At 42.3% G+C, this 22,740-nt stretch carries 15 protein-coding genes; 6 read left to right on the forward strand and 9 right to left on the reverse strand.

Features of this window, described 5'->3' with window-relative positions; genetic code table 11:
* Position 1: 1 nt before the first annotated feature.
* The 3 genes from QK890_RS16375 to QK890_RS16385 all read left to right on the forward strand — a co-directional run bounded on the left by QK890_RS16375 (position 2) and on the right by QK890_RS16385 (position 2,704).
* The gene (locus tag QK890_RS16375; RefSeq protein ID WP_005775879.1) at positions 2–1,216 is read left to right on the forward strand and encodes a sodium ion-translocating decarboxylase subunit beta; all 1,215 of its coding nucleotides are present in this window, start codon (positions 2–4) and stop codon (positions 1,214–1,216) included.
* Between the two features lie 101 nt (positions 1,217–1,317).
* Positions 1,318–2,193, forward strand: a complete 876-nt coding sequence (locus tag QK890_RS16380) for a helix-turn-helix domain-containing protein (protein WP_367627465.1) — start codon at positions 1,318–1,320, stop codon at positions 2,191–2,193.
* Between the two features lie 91 nt (positions 2,194–2,284).
* Positions 2,285–2,704, forward strand: coding sequence for a pyridoxamine 5'-phosphate oxidase family protein (locus tag QK890_RS16385; RefSeq protein ID WP_005775889.1), 420 nt, complete (start codon positions 2,285–2,287; stop codon positions 2,702–2,704).
* 13 nt (positions 2,705–2,717) lie between these two features.
* Here QK890_RS16385 and QK890_RS16390 read toward each other — a convergent pair whose 3' ends face one another.
* The 5 genes from QK890_RS16390 to QK890_RS16410 are packed head-to-tail and all read right to left on the reverse strand — an operon-like array spanning position 2,718 to position 13,228.
* Entirely contained in the window at positions 2,718–5,576 is a 2,859-nt protein-coding gene (locus tag QK890_RS16390; protein WP_032540881.1) for a hypothetical protein, read from the reverse strand.
* Positions 5,577–5,634: 58 nt separating this feature from the next.
* Entirely contained in the window at positions 5,635–6,534 is a 900-nt protein-coding gene (locus QK890_RS16395) for a GNAT family N-acetyltransferase (RefSeq protein WP_032540880.1), read from the reverse strand.
* A 10-nt stretch (positions 6,535–6,544) separates the two neighbouring features.
* Positions 6,545–8,164, reverse strand: coding sequence for an RluA family pseudouridine synthase (locus QK890_RS16400; RefSeq protein WP_022011829.1), 1,620 nt, complete (start codon positions 8,162–8,164; stop codon positions 6,545–6,547).
* Positions 8,165–8,179: 15 nt separating this feature from the next.
* Positions 8,180–11,212 carry a type III restriction-modification system endonuclease gene (locus tag QK890_RS16405; protein ID WP_032529853.1) on the reverse strand — a complete coding sequence of 1,011 codons (3,033 nt, stop codon included), beginning with the start codon at positions 11,210–11,212 and terminating at the stop codon, positions 8,180–8,182.
* A gap of 21 nt (positions 11,213–11,233) precedes the next feature.
* Entirely contained in the window at positions 11,234–13,228 is a 1,995-nt protein-coding gene (locus tag QK890_RS16410) for a site-specific DNA-methyltransferase (protein WP_032529852.1), read from the reverse strand.
* 387 nt (positions 13,229–13,615) lie between these two features.
* Between QK890_RS16410 and QK890_RS16415 the strand changes: the two genes are divergently transcribed.
* On the forward strand, positions 13,616–17,482 hold the full coding sequence (locus QK890_RS16415) for a TIM-barrel domain-containing protein (RefSeq protein ID WP_005809861.1): 3,867 nt from the start codon (positions 13,616–13,618) through the stop codon (positions 17,480–17,482).
* A 137-nt stretch (positions 17,483–17,619) separates the two neighbouring features.
* Here QK890_RS16415 and QK890_RS16420 read toward each other — a convergent pair whose 3' ends face one another.
* Entirely contained in the window at positions 17,620–17,721 is a 102-nt protein-coding gene (locus QK890_RS16420; RefSeq protein ID WP_157195908.1) for a DUF4372 domain-containing protein, read from the reverse strand.
* A gap of 289 nt (positions 17,722–18,010) precedes the next feature.
* On the opposite strand from QK890_RS16420, the gene QK890_RS16425 reads away from it, so the two are divergent.
* Together QK890_RS16425 and QK890_RS16430 are read left to right on the forward strand one after the other, a co-directional pair.
* Positions 18,011–19,900, forward strand: coding sequence for a fimbrillin family protein (locus QK890_RS16425; RefSeq protein ID WP_005809859.1), 1,890 nt, complete (start codon positions 18,011–18,013; stop codon positions 19,898–19,900).
* 181 nt (positions 19,901–20,081) lie between these two features.
* Complete coding sequence (locus tag QK890_RS16430) at positions 20,082–20,681, forward strand: hypothetical protein (RefSeq protein ID WP_005809857.1); 600 nt, start codon at positions 20,082–20,084, stop codon at positions 20,679–20,681.
* A gap of 236 nt (positions 20,682–20,917) precedes the next feature.
* Here QK890_RS16430 and ric read toward each other — a convergent pair whose 3' ends face one another.
* From ric to QK890_RS16445, 3 genes are all read right to left on the reverse strand, one after another.
* On the reverse strand, positions 20,918–21,646 hold the full coding sequence (ric, locus tag QK890_RS16435; RefSeq protein WP_005809855.1) for an iron-sulfur cluster repair di-iron protein: 729 nt from the start codon (positions 21,644–21,646) through the stop codon (positions 20,918–20,920).
* Between the two features lie 163 nt (positions 21,647–21,809).
* Complete coding sequence (locus QK890_RS16440) at positions 21,810–22,274, reverse strand: MaoC family dehydratase (protein WP_005775901.1); 465 nt, start codon at positions 22,272–22,274, stop codon at positions 21,810–21,812.
* Between the two features lie 63 nt (positions 22,275–22,337).
* The gene (locus QK890_RS16445; protein WP_005809850.1) at positions 22,338–22,733 is read right to left on the reverse strand and encodes a thiol-disulfide oxidoreductase DCC family protein; all 396 of its coding nucleotides are present in this window, start codon (positions 22,731–22,733) and stop codon (positions 22,338–22,340) included.
* Between the last annotated feature and the right edge of the window lie 7 nt (positions 22,734–22,740).

Raw genomic sequence — 22,740 nt, forward strand, 5'->3', positions numbered from 1 at the left:
TATGGAAAGTATAGACTTTGGAACCCTGTTTCAGGGATTTGGAACAATGATGGCCAGCGGATGGTTTCTGGCCAGTGCCCGTATGTTTTTAATAGCTTTGGGATTTCTGCTCATCTATCTGGGCTGGAAGGGTGTACTTGAGCCGATGGTTATGATTCCGATGGGACTGGGGATGGTAGCCATTAATTGCGGAACACTGATTATGCCCGACGGAGCATTGGGGAACCTTTTTCTGGACCCTATGTTATCGGATACGGACGCGTTGATGAATACGATGCAGATTGACTTTCTGCAACCGGTATATACATTGACGTTTAGTAACGGATTGATAGCCTGCTTTGTGTTTATGGGAATCGGTACGTTGCTCGATGTCGGATTCTTGTTGCAGAAACCGTTTGCCAGTATTTTCCTGGCCCTTTGTGCTGAGTTGGGGACTTTTCTTACAGTGCCTATCGCTTCGGGTCTGGGGTTGTCTTTAAAGGAAAGCGCTTCTGTTGCAATGGTCGGCGGAGCCGATGGACCGATGGTGCTGTTTACTTCGCTTGCCTTGGCCAAACACTTGTTTGTGCCTATTACGGTGGTGGCTTATCTGTATTTGGGATTAACATACGGGGGATATCCTTATTTGGTAAAGCTGTTGATTCCTAAACGTCTGCGTGCTATCAAGATGGTGGAGAAGAAAGCTCCTAAAAATTATGACGCGAAAGTGAAACTTGCCTTTTCTGCTATTCTGTGTGCTGTGCTGTGTTTCTTGTTTCCGGTTGCTTCTCCACTATTCTTTTCTCTGTTCTTAGGGGTAGCTGTACGCGAGTCCGGCATGAAGCATATCTATGATTTTGTAAGTGGTCCGTTGCTTTATGGTTCTACCTTTATGCTGGGATTACTGTTGGGTGTGCTCTGTGACGCCCATTTGTTGCTCGATCCGAAAATTCTGAAACTTTTGGTGTTGGGTATGCTTGCTTTGTTATTGTCGGGTATCGGGGGAATCATGGGTGGTTACATCATGTATTTCATTAAGAAAGGAAACTATAATCCGGTGATCGGTATTGCTGCCGTGAGTTGTGTGCCTACTACGGCAAAGGTTGCCCAGAAGTTGGTAAGTAAAGATAATCCGAACTCTTTCATCCTGGGGGATGCACTGGGTGCAAACATTTCAGGAGTAATCACTTCGGCTATCATTACGGGTATTTACATAACGATTATACCTTATTTATAATAATGTTGTAGCTGACAGAATGATTTCATGAGTGACTGACAGAGCTTATCCATTTACAGTTTGTATATTTGTCGCTCTCAGATAGTTTGAAAGACAAGGTTATGAAAAAACTTATCCCTCGATATACCTTTTTAAAGAATAAGTACGGCAGTGAGTTGCTGGTGGATATAGTAGAACTGAAAGATATAAAGAAATATGTCGTTAAAAGTTCTGTTCATACCCTGACTTATTATGACATTACCTTTATCACCGAAGGGGAAGGAAGTTTCATTCTTGATAATCATACCTACCGGGGCGGTGTGGGAGATGTGTTCTTCTCCAAGTCGGGAGAGATACGTAGCTGGGATACAAATGCGATTGTGAATGGATATGCTCTGATATTTGAAGAAGAGTTTTTATCTTCTTTCTTTAAAGATTCTTTGTTTGTGCAGCATCTTTCCTTTTTCAATCCGGTGAAGGAATCGTTGAAAATACATTTGCCGGAACGCTCTTTTCTGCGTATGTTGCAACTTCTGCAATCTATTAAGGAGGAGATTGATCTGTTCAGACAGAATGACGTTCATGTGTTGAGAGCGCAACTTTATGAAGCGTTGATGCTGCTTGACCGTTTTTACGTGCAGACCGTATCGGATGCAGGGATAAACAAGGAAGGACGCAGTCCGTATCTTGTTCAGTTTGTACAGTTGGTCGACCGTGGGTTCAGTGAATACCGTACCGTGCGGTATTATGCCGGAAGACTGTGTATTACTCCTAACTATCTGAATGAAATAGTGAGTACCGCTATGCAGATAAGCGCCAAGCAATATATTCAGAATAAAGTGATGGAAGAAGCAAAGCGGATGCTTGCTTACACGGATTTGCCGGTTGCCGAAATAGCTTTCGAACTGAATTATGAAACGGTTTCTTATTTCAGCCGTTGTTTTCGCCGGTATACGGGAGAAACTCCTTTGGGCTACCGGAGGGGACATAAACCATAAAAAGTGTCATTTCTGCCTTTGTTTCTGTCACATACCCTCTTTTTTCTTTCTGTACCTTTGTGTCAGTGTAAAACTATTAAAATTTAGAACAATGAAAGATGTAGAGAAAACGATTGGGAATCTGATTGATAAGCAAAAGATCGCATTTATCGGATCTGTTGATATAGAAGGCTTCCCCAATATTAAAGCAATGTTACAGCCCCGGAAGCGCGAAGGTATCCGGATTCTTTATTTTACCACCAATACCTCTTCTATGCGTACCACTCAATACCTGAAGAACCATCATGCTTGTGTCTACTTCTGTGACTCTCGCTTTTTTAGGGGAGTTATGCTGAAAGGTAAGATGGAAGTTCTTACAGATAATTCCACTAAAGAAATGATATGGAGAGAAGGCGATACGCTCTACTATCCGCTTGGCGTTACAGATCCGGACTATTGTGTACTGAAGTTTACCGCTATCACCGGCAGGCGTTATGGAAACTTCAGTTCGGAAGATTTTGAGGTAGAGTAGGCTGTTTTCAATCTTAGAAGCTGATTGAAAACAGTGCTTCTACCTGGAATTTTCCATAGTCGATCGGCTGGATCAGCCGTACGCCTGTCGTGAGCGGATAACTCATACGTAGCACATTCCAATCGAAAATAAGATCGCCTCCGTAAGAGCTTTGTGTGCTCCAGTTGCTTTTGCGACTGGCTTGGTTGCGTGACAAGTCATAAAAAAGATTTGCACGCAGCCTGCGTATGTAAATCAGTGAACTGATGCTCAGGTCGGGCGAAAGCAGGGGTAAAGCATAATCTGCTTTGAAGGCCCATTGTTGGCGGGTTTGATATTGGAAATGATATCCGCGAGGCTTTTCCAGCAGATGTTTGGGGAGATACAGTGATTTATTGTCAAGGTCTTGATATTGGTAACCCAAGCGTAGCATCAATCCGTGATTCCTGATGATACCCGGCCAATAGGTAGTCAGCCGGGCAGCGTACAGACTACCGAAATTCTCCTTATTGAACGGGGTTTTCAAGTATTGCAGCCGAAGCTGGTAACCGTTTCGGGGAAGGATGTCGCGTTGTGCTTTTCGTCTGTAATCATAAAATAGGATTTCCGGGAGAATGTATTGGAAGTTGCGATACTTTCCACTATGATACTCCTGATACTTATTGTTTGTGAAATAGTAAGTAAAAGCAGGCTGTATGCCTCGTATGCGTTGGTTACGTGTCAGGTTGAAAGGGAGGTAAACTCGCGCTTCCGCTTCCAGTAGATTGCGTCCGGGATAATATCCTTTGGTGATATCCTGACCTTTGTCATCTTTGGTCCAGCTGATATTGAAAGCCTTATCACCATAGTCGGCAGCAAGATTGATTATAGGGAACCAGCCCTGATAGGTGAATGACAGTTTACCGTGATGGTAGCCTTCGTCATAATACCAGCCGGCCTGCATGATGGCAGTGTTCAGTGTATTTTGTGACATAATGGTTGCTCCCGGCTTGACAATTGTACTTAAATCACTTGCACTGCTGTTCATTGCTTCGGCCACATCATAATAGAAAGGTGCCCAGCTGTGTATCTTGAAAGTATGTGTACCTTTATGATAGCGTTTGGGGGTGAAATCGATGCCATCCAGACGGGCAGAGTCAAGGTTGAACTGTTCTTGAGCAGCCAATGTTTCAACGAATGGCATCGGAGCAGGACGGGCTAAATCGGCCTTTTCAAATAGCAAACTGTCAGTCGGTAACGCAGCAATCCGGTATCCGTCTGCTTGATAATCAGCAAAAAGCAGATGGTTGCCTGACTGGGAAAATGAAGGATCGAATGCACCGAAACGAGCGGCTGTCAGCCGATAAACCTGTTTGTCGGAGAGATGAAGACAGTAGATATTATTTGTGCCGTTGGCTCCCGACTCAAAAAAGAGTTTTCCGTCTTTCCAAGTAGGAGAGGTGATGTTGGCCGAGGTGGTTTTTATCAACTCCTTCCACTCTCCGGACCGCGGATTGAATTCCAACAGACTGGTTCCCGAATCGGTTACGGCTATGGAGAAAATATCAAGGCCTTCTCCGAATGTGAGTTCTTTGATAAATGCGTTGTCAGGTACGTCGAAAGAGGATAGCTCTTTTCCCTTTTCTGCATTTATCAATACAAGTTGGTTTTTGCCTTCTACAGTGGGGCGGGAGACCGCAATGGTCCGACCGGACTTGTCGATAGCCGGGGCCAGATAACGTTGGCGCGGGGTGATTGTTTTTATCTGCTTTTTATCCAAATCATAATATTTCAGAACGGAATAGTTCTCGTGCGTCCAACGGAGCCCGGGAACCAATTCACTCCAGTAAATCCGGTTGTTCCGGAAGTTGAGACGACTATTGATACTTCCGATATAACTCAGATGCTTTTCTTTACCGTTGCTGATGGCTACCAGAGAGTTTATATCTTTCAGTCCGGATTTGACGGCAATAATTACACTGTCATTGATCGATTGGGGATATCGATAAGAGGTGTAGGTTTTTGAGGTAGAAGAGAGGTAGTCGGGCACAAGTGTACAGGTATCCTGTTTTTCCCATTCTTTCCGCAAGAAATCGAATGTGTCGTGCTGAAGCCGTTTGAAACTGCTTCCTGTGTAATGCTTGAAAGAGCCTTCAAATAATAAATTCCGGACATAACGGCTGGTACTTTTATCCCAGATATCAGCTCCATAACGCTGGCGGGCATATGAAGCCATATCGTAGCCCAATGCATAATAAGTTCCTGTATAATTTTTGTAAGATCCCATTAACCACTTGTCGAAAGTATAAGGCTTTCCGCCTGCTAATAATTGGGCACGATAGATCATGTTGAATTCCGGAAGACGTCCCCGTCCGCCGTTTGACATGGCAGTTTCGGTGCTTACCGCATCTCCTTCGAGAAACCACACCGGAAGAAAAAAGGAGGCCACGCCGGCTGCCTGTTCACCTATTATATAATAAAGAGGTTTGAAGATACCATGCATCACCTTTCCGGTCTGGAATACGTGGCGCGACTCGTGCAATACCAGATGTTTATCCCAGCTTTGAGTACTTAGGTCCGAAGAAGGAGTTGTAATCAGTTCCATCCGTCTCGGTGCCCAGGAAACCATTCCGTTGGATTGCATGCTGGCCGGATGGAGAATGACCGGGAAACGGGCTTTGATCGGCTTTCCGATGGTCTTGGACATATGGGGATATACATTTTCAAGAAAGAGAGCATATCGATAGGCCATTGAATCATTTCCTTGCGGGTATACCAGATCATAGTGAGGCAGTTTCGCTATGTTCCATTTAAACCGGGCGGGATCCGACCCGTAATCCATGAATTGTGCATGAAGCCGGAGCGGTGCCAGCAGGCAAAGAAGCGAAAGAAACAGATATTTGGATTGTAACATGAGCTGATTTTAAATAGTTATCTGTCGCAAAGCTATAAAAAAATCTCAGTCTGTTCTGTTAAATTCGTTTATACATCAAGAAATTAGTCATTTCTATGCCGTTCACATCGACCGTTTGTTCTTTTTCGGTGATATATCCGTGTTTTTCAAAAAAAGGCCGGGCGGTGATACTTACTTCCGAGTGAACCGATACAGCGCGACAATTGCGGGCATACTCTTCAGCTTTTCTCAACAGACTGGAAGCGATACCCCGATGCTGATATTGGGGATGGACGAACATGCTGTGCAGATACCCTTTAGGGTTGATAGAGGTGAATCCGGCTATTTGTGATTGTCTGATATCTTCTGCTAACAGAAAATATAAGTCACTTTGAAATAATTCCTGCCAACGTTGTTGAGTTCCTCGTCCGATCCATGCTTGAATCTGTAGGTGATTATAATCGGCAGAACAAGTGTTCTGTACGCTTTGTGTAAACACTGTTTGCAGCAAACCCATATCTTGGATCCTTGCTTTTCGCAGCCGGACGGGAGGAATTTGCAGGTGTAAAACAGGAAATGGCTTTCCCGTTCCGTCCAACGCGTCGCGGCCTGTCACTTCAAATCCTTGATGTAGATAGAATCCTAATGCTGCCGTGTTTTGTTCATTTACGTCTACTTTATAAATGTGTTTTTCACGGATGGCGAATTCAACCAGTTCACTGCCATAGCCTTTTTTCTGGACCTTAGGACTGACAAACAGCATTTCGATACAATCGGTGCTCAGTCCCATGAAGGCAGCGATGGTTCCCGAATCTTCACGGATGACATAAAGTTGTACTGCGGCAAAGTATTCGTTCCGGATCAAAGGTTTATAAAACTGTATATCCGTTTCGGTCAGGAAGTGGTGGGTAGTGCGAACTGCCTCCTCCCAAACCTGAAGAAGCTCGTCATACTCGTGTATGTGGGGTTGTTCTATCATTGGTTATTTGTTAAAAGTCAGCTTTCTTTTCAATATATATTCTTTGTCCGGACACCGGATGGGTAAATTCCAGACGTTCCGCATGTAAATAAAGCCTCTCCGCTCTCTTACCGTAGAGTTCATCGCCTGCGATGGGGCAATTCAGACCTGACGGATGGGCGGAGTGAACGCGTAACTGATGTGTACGTCCCGTTTGCGGGAAGAAAGCGATACGGGTTCGTCCGTTTTTGCGATCTATTACGCAGTATCGGGTGACAGCCTTTTTGCCTGATTCTCTGTCTGCTTTTTGTCTGGGCCTGTCAAGAAGATCCGGACAAATGGGAAGATCGATGGTTCCTTCGTCAGTCGGTAAGATACCTTCCAGCAGTGCTGTATACTGCTTTTTAATGCTGTGGCTTTCAAACTGCGCCTGTAAGTGCTGATGTACTTCCTTGGTTTTGGCTACCAACAACAATCCTGAAGTTGCCATGTCCAGTCGATGTACGATCATCGGTCCCGTAGCTTCAGGATAGCGGGCTCTGAGTAGACTGTAGGCGGACAGTTCCTCCGATTTTCCAGGTACGGAGAGTAGTCCTTCCGGTTTATGGATAACCAGAAGCCATTCGTCTTCAAAGAGAATCTCTATTTCCTTTGGCGGGGCAGGGGCTGTTGCCAAAGGATCCGGTTCGACATCCAGACCTTGTAACATGTGACGTAAAATGGGCCCGCATTTTCCTTTGCAGGACGGATAGTAATAACCGTGACGCCTGATTTCTGTTTTCGGTGATTCTCCCCACCAGAATTCGGCCATGGCAATGGGCTTCAATCCATTTAGGTAAGCATATTGCAATAGCTTGGGCGCGGCACATTCACCTGCTCCGGCAGGTGGTATCTGCTGAATGGTTTGTTCGAAGATAGCACACAAGTTCTTGCTTTCTCCTTTGGCATTCAAAAAGCTGAATTGATGGAATAGCTTTTGCTGCAATGCCGCCGAACGGTTTTTGCGTTCTGCTTTGAGAGATTCAATCTGCGATGAAATACTTTCCAGTTCTGCTTTCACTTCGGAAATTCGCTCTTTCCAATATCTTTCCAGACGTTTGAATTCTGCTTTCTGATATTGGCTTTCACGTATCATGGCAGCTTGTTCATCTTCATCCGGTTGCTGCTGCCGGCGCTGTTCCCGTTTTTCTTTTGCCGTTTTCAGAGTCTTTCTCGCTTCGGTCAATATCTGTTGTGATGAGGCTGTTTCTTTCGCCAGCCTTTGTTGGAGTTTCACATACCGGTCACTGTTTTGCAATTGTCCGATTCGGCGGTTGATAGCCGAGATTTGTTCTTCTTCTATCTTGAAGAAACCATCCGGTTGCAACAAATCGTATACCGGTGGTACAAAGAAAGAGTGTGAATTGCTTCCGCACAAGTTACCCGAGAAAGCAGCCAGATATCCCATTTGTCCGTTAGAAGTACGGACTATCAATACGCCGAACATTTTTCCTTTGTCCAATTCTTCTTTCCATCTTGTCTGTTTATTTATGTAAGCCTGTACTTCTCCTGCTGCCATTACACATAACGGATGAGGAGTGTAATGGAAGGGATAAGTAAACAAGTGGGGCAATTCGATGCCGGCAATGGAGGTCTGGAAGGAATGAAACATGCTATTTTATTGGATTTAAACGGGATCTTGTGCGACAATTTTCAAAAGTTCCTCGAAGGAACTTACTTTATCATATTTAAGCTTTCCACCGTTTACATTCGCAAAATGTTTTTTGGCACATTCTATCTTTGCCCTTTCTATTTCCCGGTCTTGCAGGGAAGAATCGCTGGCTTTGGTTTCGGCTATAAAATAAGGATACTTCGACAACTTTTGTTTGAAGACGATGGCCCAGTCCGGATGGTATTTTCCCATTGGAGTAGGGATATAGAAACTGTTGGGTAGTTTTACATAAGCTTCTATTTCGTCATTTTCTTCCAGTTTTTCCATGAATGTTTTTTCATTTCGAGAGTCGAATCTCACATGGTCGTACAGATGTTTATCTGCTTTCATTGTGTTTACTCCCAAACATCCTTGAACAGCTGCCTGGGTAAAGACCGATACATCATAGTACTGGTCGATTGGGCTATATTCGATATGTTGTACTATCAGACGCGCTTTTTCTTCGTTAATCAGTTCCGAAGCCTTAATAATAAAATCTTCGGGATTATTTCTGAATTGGGCGAATACATTCGGTTTTATCCGGGCAAGAATCTGAGCAACTGCCTTTCGGGTCAGATTTGTGGCGTTTGTGAGTTTACCGAGTAAGTCATATTTTACTTGATCGTTTGCCATGGCATCTATCTTTTCATAGTGCGCCTGATTGGGATCTACTTTAAATGCCTCTCCCGAAACCAAAGTTGCTTTAGACTTGATTTCGTCCATTTGGCCTGTAATGACAGAAAGATAGAGCTGGGGTACTCTTAACTTTTCATTTAAGCTCCCGATTGCTTTCTCTACCAATTCTTTTTCGTCAAACTTTACGGTGTAGGTTGACTTGCTGCATAGTAGCTTTAGCAATTCCTGAAGTTTGCTGTTTTCAAGTTTATCTTTCGACAACCGAAGATTTATGTTGTATTTCCTTGCATCGTCCGGCTGCATCTCTCTTGGATTATAGATAGAGGTTAGGATGGTCATGATAGACGCCTTATAATCGGTGAGCTCATCGTCGAAAATCACTTCTCCCTGTTTACGGTCATCATAGAATTTGTCCGTCAGTTCTCCTTTCTTGATATACTTGTTTTCAAGTAAAGAGTCGTAGATACTTTGTGCTATATCTTCGGTTGCTATGATGGTTTCACCATTAGGCAATCGGAGAGTCTTGTCCTTGAATAATTGGATAGTTACTTTTTGTGGGCGGTCGGCTATGGCTTCTGCCATTTCTGTCTGTAAGCCTTTGGCAAACGATTCATACGATTCACTGGCTATCACGGTCAGTAGGTTGACACGATGCACTTCTTTGCCTAAAACGTTGGCGTCCATGCGATCTCCCTGTCCGTTTACGCAGAGGCGCAGCCCGCGTCCCACCTCCTGACGCTTGCGTACCTCTGCCGAACTTTGTTTCAGGGTACAGATTTGAAAGACGTTCGGGTTATCCCATCCTTCCCGCAGGGCGGAATGTGAAAAAATAAAGCGGATCGGCTCTTTTCGGTCAAGCAGGCGTTCTTTATTTTTCATAATCAAATCGTATGCCTCCTCATCTGTTGATTCTTTGGTTCCCCGCTCGGTTTTACTGTCAATCAGCTTTCCTTTTCTATCTTTGGAGAAGTACCCTTCGTGAGCTTTTGATGCCACGGTCGATTTTAGATAATTGATATATTCCGGCTGATTGAATAACGAAAGGTCCAAGTGCTTTATGATATCGGTATATTCCTGCTCGAAAATCTCGGCATATTCTCCTTTTCCGTCCGGGTTATACTGGCGGTATTTGGCTACTTCATCGATGAAGAAAAGGGAGAGAACTTTGATGTCTTTCTCAAACAGTTCCTGTTCTTTCTTAATATGTGATAAGATGGTTTCTCGTATCTGGATACGTCGTAGTTGAGTTTCGTTGACGCTACCCGTTACGTCACCTGCATAAAGCTTGATGCCGTTCCGGAAGGTGACGGAATTTTCAACGCCGTTGATATCTGTAATTACATAGTCGTTCCGGTATTCTTCCAGACGGTTTGATTTAGCGTACAAGTCATCATTTACTTTCAGAGCCCGTACTACCTGATTCACTGCTTTGGTTCTTTTTACTTCGAATCCGATATTGGCAGTCGGATTTTTGTCCGGATACAGATTTAAACCTTCCAGATAGACGAAGCCTTCAGTGGCTGTTGTTCCACTGATGGAAATACCTTTGACGGCAATCTTCTTAACCAGTTTCAGGTTGTAAGCTTCCATCGCGTCCAGGCGATAGACCAGGTTATAGAGTTCGCGGTGTGTAGCCGAATAACGCAGTGTGAACAGGGGATTGAATCGTTTCAATCCCTCTTTTGTTTTGACTCCTTCTACCGACTGGGGTTCGTCGATAATCAGTATCGGATTCATCTGCGCAATCACATCGATAGGACAGCTGCCGCCAAAATCATCCAGTTTCATGTAGATGCGGCGGGCGTCTTTGTTCGTAGCATTGAACTTCTGTGAATTGATGATCATTACATGGATTCTGCTGTCTGTGACAAATGCGTTCAATTCACCCAACTGTTTGGAGTCGTAGATGAAATAAGACAGAGGGGTGCTGTAATCCGAGGCAAAGTGTTCCTTCATAATCTCCAGGCTTTTGTGGACTCCTTCGCGGATGGCAACACTGGGTACGACAATGATGAACTTGCACCAACCGTAGCGTTTATTCAGTTCGAAGATGGTTTTGATGTAGGTATACGTTTTACCTACACCCGTCTCCATTTCGATGGTGAGGTTGTATTTCCCTTCCAGTGCTTCCGACGGTTTGATTTGTTGGGCACGCTGGATATTCTGGATATGTCTCAGAACGATTTCATCTGTGAGTTGGGGTACGACAGGGTGGTTACGGAATCCTGTAAACCTTTCGTAACTGGTCTGTCCGTCTTTCTTCCGGGTCTCTACTTGATAGTCGAGCATCTTGTATGGCTGCCCGGCAAAGACATCACATACCGCTTTTGCTGCGTCTTCCTGAAACTTTTGATGTTTGAATTTTAATTTCATTTCTGTACCTTCCTTCTCTGTTTAAAGAATCTCGATCATAGTACCGGGAGATAACGTTTTAAATATCTCGTCTATGTTGATGCGATCGGCACTATCCCTGAACGAGGCATCCCGAAAGACGACCCGGCGCGGTTGCCTGCCGGCTATTTCACGGAAGACTTTTTCGGGAATCTGTTCAGCGAAACATGCCATTAATTCGGTCTTGTCGACAGAATAAACCGTATATCCATTTATATCCTCTTCATTGTGTGGGAGTGACAGGGATAGTCCCAGGTTGGTCAGGCAACCATAAAGCAGATCGAGTCCGGTACGGTCTTCTTTGATATTATCAGTGAAATAGAATAAATCACTCTGTGAATATTCCTTTGCACTGTAGTACACGTCCTTCATATTGCTGTCGGCAATCCGAAAAACACGGAAACCGATGTCCGGGCGGTTCTTTAATTTAAGTTGGTTGCATTCCGCCTCAATCGTGTCTCCGGCACGTCGAATACGCTCTTTGGACAGTTCGCAGATGTTCAATGCTTTATGCTTTTCCGTGAGAAAGTCGATCGCATTTTGCATGATCTCTTTTTCACTGGGAGTCTTGGCCTTTTTTATTGTTTCAGTCACATCTTCCGGCAGTTGTACGAGAATGTACTTCACCTTGTTTTTACGCGGTTTCATGTTCATCCGCATAACCGCTTCGGCAGTAGTGCCACTACCAGAGAAGAAGTCCATCACAATACAATCTTTGTTTTTGGTGTCGATAAACTCACATAAATATTGAATCAGACTGACAGGTTTCGGAAAGTTGAACACTTTCTTATCAAAGAACTGTAGCTGATAGTTACCGGCCTGCTCATTAGTTTCAACTCCTACTTTGTAATTGATCAGGTTGGGTGGAACTTCCGGGTCATATTCCAGTTTTTCGTACGAAGGACTTAACTTAAGAGTCGGTATTTTGATGGTTGTTCCTTTTTTTATCTCTTTCTCCAGATTTTCCTGACTCCATTTGAATTTGGCTTTCAGCTTGACGGGGGCTGTAAACAGTCCGTCACGTACGGTGGTATCTTCCAGTAATTCCACGTCATACGCATCTGTTCCGTACATGCCCGCTTTGATCACTCCGTCGGGGATGGAAGTAACTACTTTGTTGGCCGGGAAAGTCAGAATGCCGACGGAATTCGGTTGATTCAACAGACCGTTTGAACTGACCGACTCCTTCTTCAGACCCTGGAATTTCATGTCGTTTTTCTTCTTCTGATAGCAGACGATGTATTCGATGATTTGCTTGCTTTTTTTCGAGAGATTTTCCGGAGTTTCCGTCTTTGCCCAATTAAATACATCGATGAAATTAGAAGCATTGAATACTTCATTGCCTATTTTAATCAGATTTGCCAGTTCGTGATCATCAATGGAAATGAAAATGATGCCATTATCATTTAACAGGGTATGGGCAAGCATCAGCCGGGCATACATCATGCTACACCAATCGGAGTGAAACTTTCCGTTAGCCTCCGTATTCTGAAACAATCGTTGTCCTTCTTCATTATATCTTCCCTGTTTCTCGTCGGATTCTTCCTGTGAAAGAGCGAATGTATCATTGAAGATAAAGTCTTTACCCGTGTTGTAAGGCGGATCGATATAGATAACGTCTACCTTTCCTGCATAACTCTTTTTCAGGAGTTTCATTGCGTCCAGATTGTCTCCCTCGATGTATAGGTTTTGGGTCTGTTCCCAATTCCTGCTCTCTTCCGGGCAGGGACGCAATGTTTTGCGGATAGGATGCGCCGCCTCTCTTATCGCCTGCTTCTTGCCCACCCATGTTAATTCGTAACGTTCGTCGTCATCATATACCACTCCCATTTCTGCTTGGTTGGCTGTAAGGAGGAATTTCAGTTTATCAAAGTCGATAGCTTTATGTAGCTGTCCGTCCTTACCCATCGATTCAGTGACTACGTTCGGGAAGAGTTCGGCTATTTTATTCAGGCTGTCCTCTGCGATACTCACAGATTCCATTTTTAGCTTTTCCATATATGATTTCATTTTTGTCCTGCAAAGTTAAGATTTTCATTCTGATTGGCTAATTTCCTCTATAAATAATGTGTGTTTTGGGAAGTAACGTACCGCTATTCCGAACCGGTTGTTGGATTAGGTAATAAGGTAAGTGTTTTATCTTGCTGACCGGATAGTCTTATGTTCTAATCATCAATCGAAAAACACCCTCATGTTTTTCGATTGATGATTAGGAGGAAACGGGCATAGAGTGTGAAGGTGTTTCTTGAATTATAGGAAGCAAGTGTATTTACTTGTATTTATTTTCATAGAATATGCCTTTTCTGAATACTTTTGCCTATTTTTGCGTATTCAATCTATTGACAGAATGGAGTAATATTTAGTTGAAATTTTATAGTAAAAATCATGAAGAACGCAATTGGTAATTGTAAGCAGCGAAAAGCAGTGCTCTTCGCTCTCGCTTTGCCTCTGATGTTTTCCGGTTCGCCTATGCAGGCTATGCATCGGTCCGAAATCGTTAGAGAAGTGACACAACAAAACTTGAAGATCGTTAGTGCAAAGAAAATCAATCCGACTACGATTGAAGTACTGTTCTCTAATAACCAGAGAATGACATTCGATTTCTACGGAGAGAACATCTTCAGAGTATTTCAGGACAATGATGGAGGAATCATCCGTGATCCGGAAGCGAAACCTGAAGCACAAATTCTGGTAAATAATCCCAGAAACACAGTCTCTACGCTTGACTTAAATGATGGCGGTAATCTCCTTTCTATCACTACGGGGAAAATCAAGGTGGAAATCGATAAGAATACCTCTTTGATGAAAGTGATCGACTTGGAAAAGAATACCGTAGCTTTTGAAGAAGCCGAACCGGTACTTTTTGATAAAGGAAAAGTTACTGTAACTCTGAAAGAGAACCCCAACGAATATTTCTATGGCGGCGGTGTGCAGAACGGACGTTTTTCGCACAAAGGAAAAGCAATTAATATTGTAAACGAAAATAGCTGGACAGACGGTGGAGTAGCTTCACCCACACCTTTCTATTGGTCTACTAACGGCTATGGTATGATGTGGTATACTTTCAAACCGGGTAAATATGATTTCGGTGCGGAAGAAAAAGGTAAAGTGAAGCTTATGCACGATTCTCCTTACCTTGATGTATTCTATATGGTTAGTGATGGTGCCGTAGGGATTCTGAATGACTTTTATCAATTGACCGGTAATCCGGTGTTGTTGCCTAAGTTCGGTTTTTATCAGGGTCACTTGAATGCTTATAACCGTGACTACTGGAAGGAAGACGAAAAAGGAATCTTGTTCGAAGACGGAAAACGCTATAAGGAAAGCCAGAAAGATAATGGTGGAATCAAGGAATCATTGAACGGAGAAAAGAATAATTATCAGTTCTCGGCCCGTGCAGTGATTGATCGCTATAAGAATCATGACATGCCTTTAGGCTGGTTGCTGCCAAACGACGGATATGGTGCCGGATACGGACAGACCGAAACCCTTGACGGAAACATCCAGAATCTGAAAAGTCTGGGCGACTATGCTCGTAAGAATGGTGTCGAAATCGGTTTGTGGACACAGTCTGACTTGCATCCGAAAGAAGGTGTGAGTGCATTGCTGCAAAGAGATATTGTGAAGGAAGTGAGAGATGCCGGTGTGCGTGTATTGAAAACAGACGTTGCATGGGTAGGCTGGGGATATTCCTTCGGACTGAATGGTGTGGCAGACGTAGGTCATATTATGCCTTATTACGGAGATGATGCCCGTCCGTTCATTATTTCACTCGATGGTTGGGCCGGTACACAACGATATGCCGGAATCTGGTCGGGCGACCAGACAGGCGGTGTATGGGAGTACATCCGTTTCCACATCCCGACTTATATCGGTTCAGGTCTGTCAGGTCAGCCTAACATCTCTTCGGATATGGATGGTATCTTCGGCGGCAAGAATATGATTGTCAACACCAGAGACTTCCAGTGGAAAACTTTCACTCCGATGCAGCTGAATATGGATGGATGGGGATCGAACGAAAAATATCCGCATGCTTTGGGCGAACCTGCCACTTCTATCAACCGCTGGTATCTGAAACTGAAATCGGAATTGATGCCTTATACTTATAGTTTTGCGAAAGAAGCTGTAACCGGAATGCCGCTTATTCGTGCTATGTTCCTGGAATATCCGAATGCTTATACTCTGGGTACAGCCACGCAGTATCAGTTTATGTATGGTACCGACTTCCTGGTAGCACCTATCTATAAAGCCACAAAAGCAGATGCTGAAGGGAATGATATCCGTGACGGTATTTATCTGCCTGAAGGAGAATGGATCGATTATTTCACCGGAGAAAAATATCAGGGTAACTGTGTACTCAACAACTTTGCTGCTCCTCTCTGGAAACTTCCGGTATTTGTGAAGAACGGAGCTATTATCCCGATGACCAATCCTAACAATAACGTTGCTGAAATCAACAAAGGACTTCGTATCTACGAGATCTATCCGTATAAGCACATGATGACTGTTGAATATGATGATGACGGTGTATCGGAAGCATATAAGGATGGTAAAGGTGCCACAACTTTCATTGAGTCAAATGTTGATTCGAAAAACAATGTGAAGATTTCTATTCGTCCTACACAGGGTGATTTCGACGGTTTTGTAAAAGAGAAAGCTACTGAGTTTAGGGTAAATATTACTGCCAAACCAAAGAAAGTTTCTGCTCAGGTGGGCAAAAGCAAAGTGAAGTTGATCGAAGTGCTCTCTATGGATGATTTCCAGAAAGGTGAGAATGTATACTTCTATGATGCTGCTCCTAATCTGAATAAATTTGCTACGAAAGGCAGTGAATTTGAAAAGAAGGTAATCACTAAGAATCCTCAGCTTCTTGTGAAGTTGGCTGCTACTGACATTACTAAAAATCAGGTTGTGATGAATATCGAAGGCTTCCAGTATGCGCCTGCCGATAATTACAGAGTTACGTCCGGTTCGCTGACTGCTCCTGCAGCTCAGATTACTGCCGAGAATATTGAAGCTTACACTTTGAAACCTACATGGAGCAAAGTGCCGAATGCCGATTTCTATGAAATAGAGTTCAATGGCATGTTGTATACAACAATTAAGGATACTGAGTTGCTGTTTGACGGGCTGGCTGCTGAAACCGACTACGCATTCAAGATCCGTGCCGTAAACAAGGATGGCTATTCGGATTGGGCTGAATTCAGCGCTAAGACAAAAGCGAACCCGCTGGAATTTGCTCTTCACGGAATCAAGGGTGAAACAACTGCGAAGAATCAGGAAGGATTTGATATCGATCGTTTGTTCGACTTTGCCGAATTGGGTGATATGTGGCATACGAAGTATGGAGCAAAAGCGCTGCCATATGATATGATTATCGACTTGAGAACTGTGAACCAGTTGGATAAATTCGAATACCTGCCACGTACCGACGGTGGTAACGGAACGATTCTGAAAGGTACTGTATATTACAGTATGGATAAAGAGAATTGGACTGAGGCCGGAGCAATCGACTGGAAACGTAATGGTGATGTGAAAGTATTTACATTTACTGAGCGCCCGACTGCACGCTATATCAAACTGGCTGTAACGGAAGGTGTGAACAATTATGGTTCGGGTAGAGAATTGTATGTATTTAAAGTTCCTGGAACAGAGAGCCGTTTGCAGGGTGATATCAATAACGACGGTAAGATCGATAATAACGATTTAACTTCGTATACCAACTATACCGGTCTGAGAAAAGGTGATTCCGACTATGAAGGCTATATCAGCGTAGGTGATATCGACCAGAATGGTTTGATCGATGCTTATGACATTTCTGTTGTGGCAACACAATTGGAAGATGGTGTCAGTGATGAACCGATTGAGAAACTGGATGGTACTATTGAGATCAGTACGGCTAAACGAAATTACAGTAAGGGTGATGTGGTTGAAGTGCTTGTAAAAGGTGTCAACCTCCGTTCTGTAAATGCCTTGAGTTTTGCGTTGCCATACAATCAGCAAGATTATGAATTTGTAGGTGTCGAACCTTTGAACCTTAAAGCAATGGAAAATCTGACTTACGACAGACTCCATACCAATGGTACAAAAGCACTCTATCCTACATTCGTTAACCTTGGAGCTAAAGAAGCCCTTGAAGGAACAAACGATCTGTTTATTCTGAAGCTGAAAGCGAAACGTGCCGTGAAGTTTGATCTGAAAGCTATTGATGGCGTTTTGGTCGACAAGAACCTGAACACACGTAAGTTTTAAACTTGTGTAAGAATACTCCGCCGTTTGAACGGAGAAAAATAAAAAGCTGCCCGGAAATTTCCGAGGGCACTGAAAAAACAGATGGCTTTTCAGTGCCCTCTTGAAGAGCAAAAGTGAGAGTCGCCAAGTTAGAAATACTAACTTGGCGATTTTTCTATTTGGTTCCAGTAAGTAAAATGCTTCACATAACGGTTGACATCGTACTTACGAACGTAGTTGTTAAACCGAGTTCTGTTCAAAAAAGTGGAAAAGTTGAGAAAAAGTGTATTTATCTTGATTCATCATTACAGCTGCAAAAATAGAAATTCAAATCCGTTTTATTTCAAAATATAACTTAATCGACTATATTTCAATCATTTCAAAGAACTATTATTTACTTTAACGGAACAGTAGTGAAACATTTATTATATAAATACAAAATATTATCATAATTCATAGTAATAATTGTATTAATAATAGTAGCTTTGTTACTCCTTAAACATATAGTTAAACAATGAAACTAAAACACAAATTAAACTATATACTACAATGAAAAACATGAAAATTGCATCCTTTATGATAAAATTCATAATGATGCCCCTGCTTGTCAGCACTTCCTGTGTAAATGAAATTTCAGAAGAATCGACAACCCTTCCCGGAGAAATTCCTATCCGCCTTTCTACACAAATTTTATGCAACCCCACACGTGTTATTGATAACAAATTTCAAGAAAAGGACGCCATTGGCTTGTATGTATTGACACAACCATCAACTATCAATCAGAAACGATACATTGACAATATGCGTTTCACATGTTCCCAAACCTCCGGCTTCGAACCGGAAGAAACGATTTATTATCCTAAAGGAAACGGAGAATGTAACTTCATCAGTTATTATCCTTTTCAAGAAACAGGTATTGAACCGGACAAAAGTACAATGCAGGTCCAGATACGGACCGACCAAAGTACTGTGGGCGGACTATCACTTTCCGACTTTATGATCGCTGTAAACAATGACATTACACCCAGCCAGAACATGGTTGCCATGGAATATAAACACAAACTTTGCAAACTGGAAATCATTATAAGACCCGCAGCCGGAGAAGACTTACAAGAGCTCTTGGCTGATAACCCTACCTTATCCTTAAACGGATTCCATTCGGAAGCATCTTATGATTTTCTCACCGGCCAATTCGAGTCATCGGGACAAACGAGCGGCATTATTCCTTATGGAGAATGGAAAATAGAGAATAATACCCTTATAGGCAAAAAAGCGATACTGATACCCGAAAAAATAGAGTCTGACAGTCACTACATAAATATGGAAATAGATGGAAAGAGCTATAGTTGCCCATTTCCGGACAACTTTCAGCTGTCCAGTGAAAAAAGCTGTTCCATAGGCATTATCTATAAATCATCCGAAGGTATTCAAATCAACAACTTCGATCATAGCATTGCAGACTGGACAGAAGGGGAGTCGGGTGAAACGACAGCTCAGGAAACATCAGGTATAATTCACCTGGCTGCACTGAAATTCAGTAAGAGTAATGTATATAAAGCCATTAACGAAGGGACGCAGGTAGCAGAGATCTGTAAAGAGTATCTATTGGCAGACAATATCGATGCACAAGCCATCGTCGCCTATCCTGTTCTAAATGGAGAAACAGATTTAAACAACGGCACGGTAATTTGTTTACTTGACGAAACAGCAGCCGTTCACGGAGGCAAGGTCTCTTGGAACAAAGTTAATAATGTATTAGCCTACACGCCCGGAAATCAAAGCGTCATCAACGATTTCTACATAGCCGAAGATAACTCAATATCAATATCCAAGCCGGAAAATCCTCTACCTGTACGATTGCAAGAAGATGTCTTGACAGATATACGGAATACGGAAACCAAAACTTATCCTATAGTAAAAATAGGAATCCAATATTGGATGGGACGTAGTTTGGAAGCGACACGCTATACCGACGGTAAAACAATTACTTTGAAAAAGGATTTCACGGCAACAGCAGGCTATTACACCGGGAAATATCAAGATGCGCCTCAAAATTTTTACTTTTACAATTCTGAAGCTGTTATTTCAGGCAAGTTATCACCCCAAGGATGGAATATTCCTACCGAAACCGAGTGGGAACAACTAAAGCAATATATAAACAATGATGCTTCTAAACTGAAATCTGGGCCATGGTCAAGCGATGAAAACGGTGACAAGCTTCCTATACTTAACACTACAGGATTCAATGGAATGCCGGAAGGATATATTCTAAAAAGTAAGAACGGGTATACCAACGGCTTATATACGGTGGTATACTGGTCTACCAATTCATCTGGAAATCAAATAAATAAAGCAATCTATTTGCTGCATACTACAAATGAAATAAAAGACGGCAATATAACAGACAGAGCTCTTTCTGTCAGATGCATCCGTAAATAACAAGCACTTTGCCTATCATACAGAATCTAAAGTTTAGGTAGATCTCCTCACCGCTACTGGCCCAAACTTTAGATTCTGTATTTTATCGTTAAATTATTCTCTTCATTCGAATAGGGAATCTTCTTCTTTTTTCTGTCTTTATAATCAAGAAATCAATTATAAAACCCAAAACAGAAAACATATGCAGAAAGTATTATTTATCACCACAATTCTACTTACATTATTCGCCCTCTCTATCCATGCTGAGCACAATCCTCAAAAAAGACCAGATGCATCTGCCCAATTCCAAACCGTCTCCGGTCACAGTATCAGTTTAAATGGTATCGGACTGGCATATAGTTATGAATATGCTTTTGCTCCGAAAGGTACTGTTATTTTTAGCGCAGGAGCTTCTTATGCTTTTGGAAGAACATGGCAACTCAAAATGGAATCACTTCGCGAATTTCATATCGCCACCAAAGACTATCATTTAGTAACCGGAGATTTAGCCATAGAACCACGTTTTTATTATAACCTGAAGAAAAGGCATCGCAATGGCAAGCGTACTTGGAGCAATTCCGGTGGGTATTTATCTGCCTGTTTCGGATATTCTTTTCCAATAGCCATCAGCAGCGGAGTAAAAACAGCGCATATATATGTTATCACCCCATATTGGGGATTTCGACGCGTATGGAAACATTTTCTTTTCGATCTATCTGGCGGAGCCGGTTATATAAAGTCCTCCAACGGCAATTCCGCCATCTATCCTACTGTGAGAATAGGACTGGGATATAGATTTTAAACGTCATACTCTAATTGAAGAATAAATAACCAAAGTATCGAATACAAAAAATGGCTACTCATCCCGAGCAACCAATCTTTTGTTAACCTTAAATCTAATACTTATGAAAAAAACACAATACAAATATACCGAATTTCAAGCAATTAGCAAATATCAGAGCAAAAATATCCTGTATTATAACACCGTTTAATACTCGATCTTGTTTTGTTAATACTTTAGGCTAAAAACGTTAACAATTAACACATTCGTTCACAGTTCTCCTGTAGCTCTATAGCCATAGGAAAAACAATATTATTTTCTAAATGAATATGATGATGCAAATTTTTCTCAAATGTCTCCAACATCTCAAACAATAACCTGTAGGTGTCACAAGCATCATCGGGTACTAAATATCCCTGAGCCAATAAAGAAATCCGGCGAAAACGTTCACCTTCGGCATCATGTTCATGCATCATTACCGAAATAGGGCTACTGACACTGCCACAATGAAAAGGCGGAACGGGGCGGTGTTGGGTCACTGCATCGAACAAATCGTATATATAAGGAAACAACACCATTTCCTCCTTGGTAAGATGATTATTCAGATCTATCCAGGACTCCTGAAACAACCCACGTATCTCATGAAGTTCCGGATGTTTCTCACCGTGTACCTCACAAACTTTATCAAGCAATTGAAGAATCTGCGGTCCCTGGTAACGGATATTACGATGATGGAATTTCAGGATGTAATCTACCAATAAATCCATAGGCCAACTTTTAAAATCAAAAATCGGAGAATGGTTCGGTTGCGTTTGCCTCAACTCTTCCAACAAACTGTCCACCCCTGCTCCGGCTCTTTCACAAGCATCAGTCAGCGAGACATCTCCATTGCAACAGAAATCAATGCCATACTTATTGAATACCTTTGCGTGGTCAAAACGATCGGCTACAATCTGGCCGACTGTCATAAGTTTATAATCTTTCATATTTTCCTCTTTTATTATTCAGAGGACAAAGGTAGGGAACAGAAAACAAATAATTTGTAACCAATGTTACAGGAAGGATTTTCTTTTGTCTTTCGAAGCAATATGAAGTATAAAACAATGGCATACACAGTTTTCTATAACTTGTGTATGCCATATTCTTTTCTTAATTAAAATAATACAGAAAGATAGCGATACCTTCGAGTGCTTTCTTAGGCTGATCTTTAATCTCAATCGCAAACTTAATTTCAGCTTTAGCCACACCACGCAAGTTAGTAAGAGAATGCAGACTTGCCTTCAGTCGCACACTTTGACCTGACAGTACTGCTTGCCCGAACTTCATCTTGTCCATACCATAATTAATCATCATCTTCAAATTATTTACTTCAATAATCTGATTCCACAAATGAGGAAGTAATGACAATGTCAGATATCCGTGAACAATGGTGCTATGATAAGGGCTCTCCACCTTAGCACGCTCTGTGTCCACATGAATCCACTGATGATCTAATGTTGCATCAGCGAAAAGGTTGATACGTTCCTGAGAAACCTCCAGATAGTCAGAGACTCCAATCTGCTGCCCCACTAATTTCTCAAAATCTTCATAAGAATTAATAATTACTTTATCCATATTTCTTCATTTAAAAATGTACATCTTTGCTACAAAGATATATTTTTTTTAGATAAGTTAAAATTAATCCGGTCTTTTAGATTCTTCATCAGAAAAACTCGCCGGCTTAGTACATGAATCTACTTTCCCAAATATCCGATACCGATATTTGGAAACCAATAAATACAATGCATCCCTTACTTTTACCGGAATCAGGATCAATGGATAAAAACACTGCCAGAATCCTCCCAGGTCTTTTAAGATATAAAGTATAGCCGTAGATTTAGAATAACAATCTCCTTTCCGAAAATAATAGAGAGTCTTATTACTACTTTCAACAGCATACCGGCCCAACAAAGTTTTACCCGCTTCAGATTGCAGTGAAACAAAACGGAACAGCTTTCTTTTATCCCTCTTTACAATAAAAGAAACTGTCCCGTTGCAGAGATTACATATACCATCGAAAAGTATAATATTCATTCTATTT

The sequence above is a fragment of the Bacteroides sp. NGMCC 1.200775 genome, assembly GCF_040798045.1.
In the GTDB taxonomy this organism is placed as follows: domain Bacteria; phylum Bacteroidota; class Bacteroidia; order Bacteroidales; family Bacteroidaceae; genus Bacteroides; species Bacteroides hominis.